The organism is Gemmatimonadaceae bacterium (assembly GCA_035533755.1).
In the GTDB taxonomy this organism is placed as follows: Bacteria; Gemmatimonadota; Gemmatimonadetes; order Gemmatimonadales; family Gemmatimonadaceae; genus JAGWRI01.
In genome coordinates this window covers 1-7075 of record DATLTC010000023.1, presented here as the reverse complement: position 1 = coordinate 7075, position 7075 = coordinate 1, and the positions used below count along the sequence as shown (strand labels likewise).

The following is a 7075-nucleotide window of genomic DNA, read 5'->3' as shown; positions in this document are numbered from 1 at the left end:
ATGCCGTACAAGGGCCGCATCTACTTTGCCAGCGATCGCGACGGCGTGATGAACCTCTGGTCGATGGACGAGAACGGCCACGACCTCAAGCAGCTCACGCACCAGCCCTACTTCGACGTGAAGACGCCGAGCCTGAGCGACGGGAAGATCGTGTACCAGTGCGGCGCCGATCTGCGCGTGTACGACATCGCCACGGGAAAGGACGCGGTGATCCCGATCCATCTCGTGAGCGACTTCGACCAGACGCGCGAGAAGTGGGACACCGACCCCATGGCCCTGCTCACCTCGGCGCACCTCTCGCCCACGGGGGATCGCGTGGTGCTGACCTCGCGCGGGCAGGTGTTCACCGCGCCGGCCGGCGACGCGGGCGGGCGGCTGGCCACCATGACGCACGACCAGGGGGTGCGATACCGGTTGGCGCGCTACATGCCGGACGGCAAGTCGCTGCTCACGCTCTCCGACAAGAGCGGCGAGGTGGAGTTCTGGCGCGTGCCTACCGACGGCTCGGCGCCCCGGCAGCTCACCACGGGCGCGCAGGTGCTGCGATGGGACGGCATTCCGAGTCCCGACGGCCGCTGGCTCATGCACACCGACAAGAACTACCAGCTCTGGCTGCTGAACTTCGCAACCGGCAAGGAGACACTGTTGGGCGTGAACCGCGACGGCGACTTCGGCGACGTGCAGTGGGCGCCCGACAGCAAGTGGGTGGCCTATACGGCGCCGGCGTCCAACCAGTTCAACCGCGTGTACGTGTACGGCATCGACAGCGGCAAGAGCACGGCGCTCACGTCCGATCGCTACGACAGCAGCAGCCCGGCGTGGAGCCCGGACGGCAAGTGGCTGTACTTCCTCTCCGAGCGCCACTTGCAGACCACCGTCGGATCGCCGTGGGGCTCGCGGCAGCCGGAACCGTACTTTCCCGATCAGACGGAACTGTTCGCGCTGGCGCTCACCGCAGGCGAGCGGTCCCCGTTCCAGCCCGATAACGAACTGACCAATCCGACGCGCGGGCTGGCGGCCGACAGCGGCGCGGCTCGGGGCGACAGCACGCGCGCCGGCCGCACGAACAACCGCGCGCCGGTGCACGTGACGATCGACCTGGACGGCATCGAACAGCGGTTGGTCCAACTGCCGGTGCCGGCGGGCGACTACAGCGACCTCTCCACCGACGGCAAGCGCCTGTACTTCCTGGCGCGCGCAGCGGGCGGCGGGCGCGGTGGCGCGGCCGCCGGCGCGCAACTCATGAGCTTCCCGATCGGCAACCGGCCGGCGCGTCCGGAGCCGTTCGCCGTGGGCGTGCGGCAGTACGAACTCTCGATGGACGGCCGGAGGATCATGGTGCGCCGCGGCAACGCGTTCTACGTGTTCGACGCCGGCGCCAAGGCCCCGGCCGACAGCGCCAAGGACCGCGTGGACCTGAGCCACTGGACCATCCACGTGGATCCGCGCGAGGAATGGCGGCAGGAATTCGTGGACGCGTGGCGGCTGGAGCGCGACTACTTCTACGACCGGCACATGAACGGCGTGGACTGGCCGGCCATCCGCGCCCGCTACGCGCCGCTGGTGGACCGCGTGACCGACCGCGCGGAGTTGAGCGATCTGATCTCTCAGGCGGTGAGCGAACTCTCGGCGCTCCACACCTTCGTGCGCGGGGGCGACCTGCGCGTGAGCGACGACTCCATCCACCCCGCATCGCTGGGCGCCGTGCTGGCGCGCGACGAGACGGCCGGCGGGTACCGCGTCCAGCATATCTATAGAAACGACCCCGACTCGCCCAACGAGCTCTCGCCGCTGGCCCGCTACGGCGTGAACGTGCGCGAGGGCGACGTGATCACGGCGGTGAACCATGTGCCGGCCCTCTCGGCGCCGGACATCGGCGCGCTCCTGCGGAATGAAGCCAGCCGCCAGGTGCTGCTCACCCTCAAGCCGGGCGGCAACGGCGCCGAGCGCGAGGTGGTGGTCGATCCGATCACCGAAGCGCAGGAATCGAACCTGCGCTATTCGGAATGGGAGTACACGCGCCGGCTGGCGGTGGATTCGCTCGGCCACGGCGCCATTGGCTATCTGCACCTGCGGGCCATGGGCGGAACCGACATGGACCAGTGGGAGCGCGACTTCTACCCCGTGTTCAACCGCCAGGGGTTGATCATCGACGACCGCCACAACCGCGGCGGCAACATCGACAGCTGGATTCTGGAAAAGCTGATCCGCAAGGCGTGGTTCTACTTCCAGCGTCGCGTAGGCGACCCCACGTGGAACATGCAGTACGCCTTTCGCGGGCACATCGTGGTGCTCACCGATGCGTTCACGGCGTCGGACGGCGAGGCGTTTGCCGAGGGGTTCCGCCAGTTGGGGCTGGGCAAGGTGATCGGCACGCGGACGTGGGGCGGCGAGATCTGGCTCAGCCAGCAGAACGTGATGGTGGACCGGGGCATCGCCAGCGCCGCCGAGATGGGCACGTACCTGCCGGATCGCACGTGGATGATCGAGGGGCACGGCGTGGATCCGGACGTCGTGGTGGACAATCTGCCCCATGCCACGTTCCAGGGGAGCGACGCGCAGCTGGATGCGGCGGTCAAGGAACTGCAGGCCGAGATCAAGGCCGATCCGCGGCCGGTGCCGCCGCCGCCGCCGTACCCCGACAAGAGCTTCAAACCGGGCAGGGGCGGGGCAAACTGACCGTTTGACGGGTCGCCGGGGGCTCGGTCAGGGATTCCCTGACCGAGCTGTAGTGGCGTCGCTCGCCGACTTCCAGCATTTCCCGACACCGTCGTGAGGCTGTGTTTGGCATCGTGCGCCCGTGCGGTGCGGCGCATCCGGCCGCTCGCCAGCCAACCAGACGGGAGATGGGTCAGATGCACCCAGTGAAAGGTCACGGACGCGCGGGAATCGGGGACTTCGACTTCGCCAAATCCCCCTTCGTCGTGATCTGGGAAACGACACGGGCCTGTGACCTCGCGTGCCGCCACTGCCGAGCAGAGGCGGTGCCATACCGGCGCCCCGATGAATTGAGCACCGACGAAGCCAAGGCGATGCTGCGCAAGGTGCGCGAGTTCGGTCCCGTGGTGTTCGTCCTGAGCGGAGGCGATTGCCTCAAGCGCCCCGACGTCTTCGAACTCGTCCGCTACGGGTTCGATCTCGGGCTGCGCATGGCCGTCACGCCGGCCACCACGCCGCTGGCCACCCCCGAGGCCATCCAGAACTTCAAGGAAGCGGGGATCTCCCGCCTGGCGGTGAGCCTCGACGGATCAACCCCATTGATCCATGACGCCTTCCGGCGTGTCGACGGCTCCTTCGACTGGGGCATCCGCATCCTTGAAGAGTGCCGGCGCATCGGGCTCTCCACGCAGGTGAACACGGTCATCGCGCGCCACAACATCGACGACTTCGACAATCTGGCCGCTCTCATGGAACGGCTGGGCATCGTCTTCTGGGAAGTGTTCTTCCTCGTGCCCACGGGCCGGGCCAAGCCAGGCGACGTGGCGAGCGCGGAGGAGTACGAGAAGATCTTCCACAAGATGTACGATCTGTCCAAGACGGCGCCGTTCGACATCAAGGCGACCGCGGCCCCGCAGTATTCGCGCGTCATCATGGAGCGCCAGGTGGCCGAGCGCCGCGCCGGCTCGCGCGACGCGGCGCCGGACACGATGACCGGCGGCGTGATGTTCTCGCTGTCCGACGGCATCGGCCGCGCCCGCAGCGTGAACGACGGCGACGGGTTCATGTTCATCAGCCATACCGGCGAGATCATGCCGTCGGGATTCCTGCCCATCGTGGCCGGCAACGTGCGGAACGACGACCTGCTCACGGTGTATCGCGAGTCGCCCATCTTCGCGCAGCTGCGCGATCGCACGCAGATCAAGGGCAAGTGCGGCGTCTGCGAGTACCTCAAGGTCTGCGGCGGCAGCCGGGCGCGCGCCTACGGCATGACGGGTGATTTCATGGAATCGGAACCCTTCTGCACCCACATCCCGAACCGCTACGCCGCCATGGTGGAACGGGGCGAGGCGGAGCCGGTGGCGACCTACTTCGAGTCGCGCTACCGGCGGAGTCTCCCGGTGGCGCAGATCGAGGCCTTCGTGGCCGGGAGCGGGGCATGAGCGCCACCGCGGTGTCCGAGAGCGACGTCATCGGCGAGACGACGGTGGCGGAGTTCGGGCCTCCGGCCGGGGGCGAGCGCTCGGCCGAGCACCCGAGGGCCAATCCGCGGGCGCACGCTCCCGACGGCGGGCTGATCTGCGTGGGGGTCTCGTACCGCACCGCCTCGCTGTCGTTGCGCGAGCGGTTGGCCGTGTCGCCCGACGCGGTGGCGGCCGCCCTCGCGCGCTTTGGCTGCGGCCGCGACGAGCGTCCGTCGGCGATCAGCGAGTTGGTGGTGCTCTCCACGTGCAACCGGATCGAACTCTACGCCGCCGGCGGCAACGGCGCCGACCAGGCGCTGGTGGAACTCATCGAAGAGAGCACTTCCGTGCCCGGCGCCGAACTCATGCCCGCGCTCTACACGCTCACCGGCGACGCGGCCGTGCGGCATCTGTGCCGCACCGCGGCCGGTCTCGAGTCGATGGTGATCGGCGAGCCGCAGATTCTGGGGCAGGTGTCCGAAGCGTTCGCCGCGGCCGCCGCGCAGGGCGCCGCCGGCCACATGATGTCCACGCTGTTCCGCGGGGCCATCCGCGCCGGCCGCCGCGCCCGCTCCGAGACCGCCATCAATCGCAACCCCACCACCGTGAGCTCGGTGGCCGTGAAGCTGGCCAGCACGGCGCTCAAGGACCTGGGCTCGGCGTCGGTGGTGGTGGTGGGCGCCGGGGAGATGGCGGAGCTGGCCGTGTCGGCGCTACACTACCGGGGAGTGAACGACATCTGCGTAGTGAGCCGCACGCGGGAGCACGCCGACCGCCTGAGCGCCCGGGTGGGCGGACGCCCCATGGCTCTGGAACGGTTGCAGGACGCGCTCGAGGATGCCGACGTCGTGATCACGTCCACGTCGGCGCCGCACCACGTGATCACGCGGGACATGGTGAGCACCGCCATGTCCTGCCGTCCCGATCGCCCGCTGCTGATCATCGACATCGCGGTGCCGCGCGACGTGGATCCGGCGGTGGCCACGGTGCCGAACGTGTCGTACAGCGACCTCGACGTGCTCGAGCAGCGCATCAACGACGGACTGCACGAGCGCGAAGCGGAGATTCCGCGCGTCGAGGCCGTGGTCGAGGAGGAGACCGGCGAGTGCATCGCCGCCCTGCGGCAGCTCGACGTGCAGCCGCTGATCGCCGACCTGCGCGGCCACACCGACCAGGTGCGGCAGGCCACGCTCGACCAGGCGCGCCGCCACTTCGCGCACCTGAGCGACGCGGATCGCGCGCACATCGAGGCGTTCTCGGAATCGCTGGTCAACCGGTTGTTCCATCAGCCCATGCAGCGGCTGCGCCAGGAGGCGCGCAACGGACAGGTGGCGGGATACGCGATGGCGCTCCGCCACCTCTTCGGACTGCGCCAATGACCGCACGCGTCGCCATCATCGGTGGCGGCATCAGTGGACTGGCGGCGCTGGAGCACCTCACGCGGGTTGCCCCGTCGGTGCAGGTCACGCTCCTGGAATCCTCGGCGCGACTGGGCGGACACATCCGCAGCGAGCGTTCGGGCGACTTCCTCATGGAAGCGGGACCCGACGTGATCCTGGCCGCCAAGCCGGCCGCCGTGGAATTGGCCCGCCGCGTGGGGCTGGGCGACCGGCTGCACGGCACCAATCCGCAGGTCAAAGGATCGTACATCCTGAGCGGCACCACGTTGCGGCGGATGCCCGACGGGCTCACCGGACTGGTGCCGTCGCGGTTCGCGCCGTTCGCCACCACGCCGCTCGTGTCGCCGCTGGGCAAGCTGCGCGTGGGCATGGAGTATTTCATCCCGGCGCGGCGCCACGCGCCCGACGAGTCGATCGAGAGCTTCGTGACGCGCCGCCTGGGCCGCGAGATGTACGAGCGGCTGGTCGAGCCCCTGCTCAGCGGGATCTCGGCCGGCGACGGTGCGAAGCTGAGCATGGAGGCGATGTTTCCGCAGTTGCGGGCGTACGAGCGGGAGCATGGCGGGCTGGTGCGCGGCATGCTGGCGGCCAAGAAGAAGCAGCGCGGCAGCGCGGGAGCGGGCGCCGCCGGCGCGCCGAGCGCGTTCGGCTTCCTGTCGCTGCCCGGCGGGCTCGGTGAGCTCGTGGCCGGCATCGAGCGCGAAGTGCGGCGGCGCGAGCCGACGGGCACGCGCGTGGTCATTCGCACCGGGGCCCGCGTGGAGCGGGTGGAGCGGGCAGCGGCGGGCGGCGACGCGCCGGAGTACGTGATCACGCTCGCCAACGGCGAGCGGCTCACCGTGGACGCCGTGATCCTGGCCACGCCGGCATATCTCTCGGCGGCGCTGGTGCGCCCCGTGGACGAGGAGCTGTCGGCCGCGCTCCGCGGCATCGAGTACGCCTCCACCGTCACGATCTCGGTGGCGTACCCCGCGCGTGACGTGCCACGGGCGCTGGACGCCACCGGCTACGTGGTGCCCCGGATCCTGCAGCGGCCGGTGCTCGCCTGCACCTGGGTGTCGAGTAAATTTGAGGGGCGGTCGCCGGCCGGGCACGCGCTGTTCCGTCTGTTCCTGGGCGGGGCGGGCCGCGGGTCGTTCGTGGAGAGTTCCGAGGACGAACTGTCTGGCATCGTGCGCCGTGAGATGCGCGAGGTCATGGGGATCACCGCCGAGCCGGAACTGGTGCAGGTGAATCGCTTCGACCGCGCGATGCCGCAGTACCATGTGGGGCATCTCGAACGCGTGGCGCGGATCCAGGCGCAGGCGGCCCGGAGCCCCGGGCTCGCGGTGGCCGGGGCCGCCTTCGGCGGGGTGGGCATTCCCGACTGCGTGCGATCGGGCGAGCGCACCGCGGCGGCCGTGGTCGAGGTGTTGGCGGCGCGCTTTCCATCCGAATTCCGGAGTACGACGTGACGATCGAGTCCACGCTGTTCATGCGCGCCGCCCGCCATCAGCCGGTGGAGCGCACGCCGGTCTGGTTCATGCGCCAGGCGGGGCGCGTGCTGCCCGAGTA

Annotated in this window: 4 protein-coding genes; all 4 read left to right on the top strand. The window is 69.7% G+C overall.

What is annotated here, in order from left to right:
• Positions 1-2679 (top strand): S41 family peptidase (locus tag VNE60_03905; GenBank protein HVB30653.1); only part of this gene is annotated, 2679 nt, incomplete at its 5' end.
• A gap of 167 nt (positions 2680-2846) precedes the next feature.
• Positions 2847-4100, top strand: coding sequence for a TIGR04053 family radical SAM/SPASM domain-containing protein (locus tag VNE60_03900; GenBank protein HVB30652.1), 1254 nt, complete (start codon positions 2847-2849; stop codon positions 4098-4100).
• Positions 4097-5500: a glutamyl-tRNA reductase gene (hemA, locus tag VNE60_03895; protein HVB30651.1), complete on the top strand. Its 1404-nt coding sequence runs from the start codon at positions 4097-4099 to the stop codon at positions 5498-5500. The genes VNE60_03900 and hemA overlap by 4 nt, the downstream gene beginning before the upstream one ends.
• Complete coding sequence (gene hemG, locus VNE60_03890; GenBank protein ID HVB30650.1) at positions 5497-6975, top strand: protoporphyrinogen oxidase; 1479 nt, start codon at positions 5497-5499, stop codon at positions 6973-6975. The genes hemA and hemG overlap by 4 nt, the downstream gene beginning before the upstream one ends.
• Positions 6976-7075 lie beyond the last annotated feature (100 nt).

Coding starts and splice junctions, on each gene's coding strand:
- VNE60_03900 (HVB30652.1), top strand. CDS start 2,847: ATGGGTCAGATGCACCCAGTGAAAGGTCACGGACGCGCGGGAATCGGG.
- hemA (HVB30651.1), top strand. CDS start 4,097: ATGAGCGCCACCGCGGTGTCCGAGAGCGACGTCATCGGCGAGACGACG.
- hemG (HVB30650.1), top strand. CDS start 5,497: ATGACCGCACGCGTCGCCATCATCGGTGGCGGCATCAGTGGACTGGCG.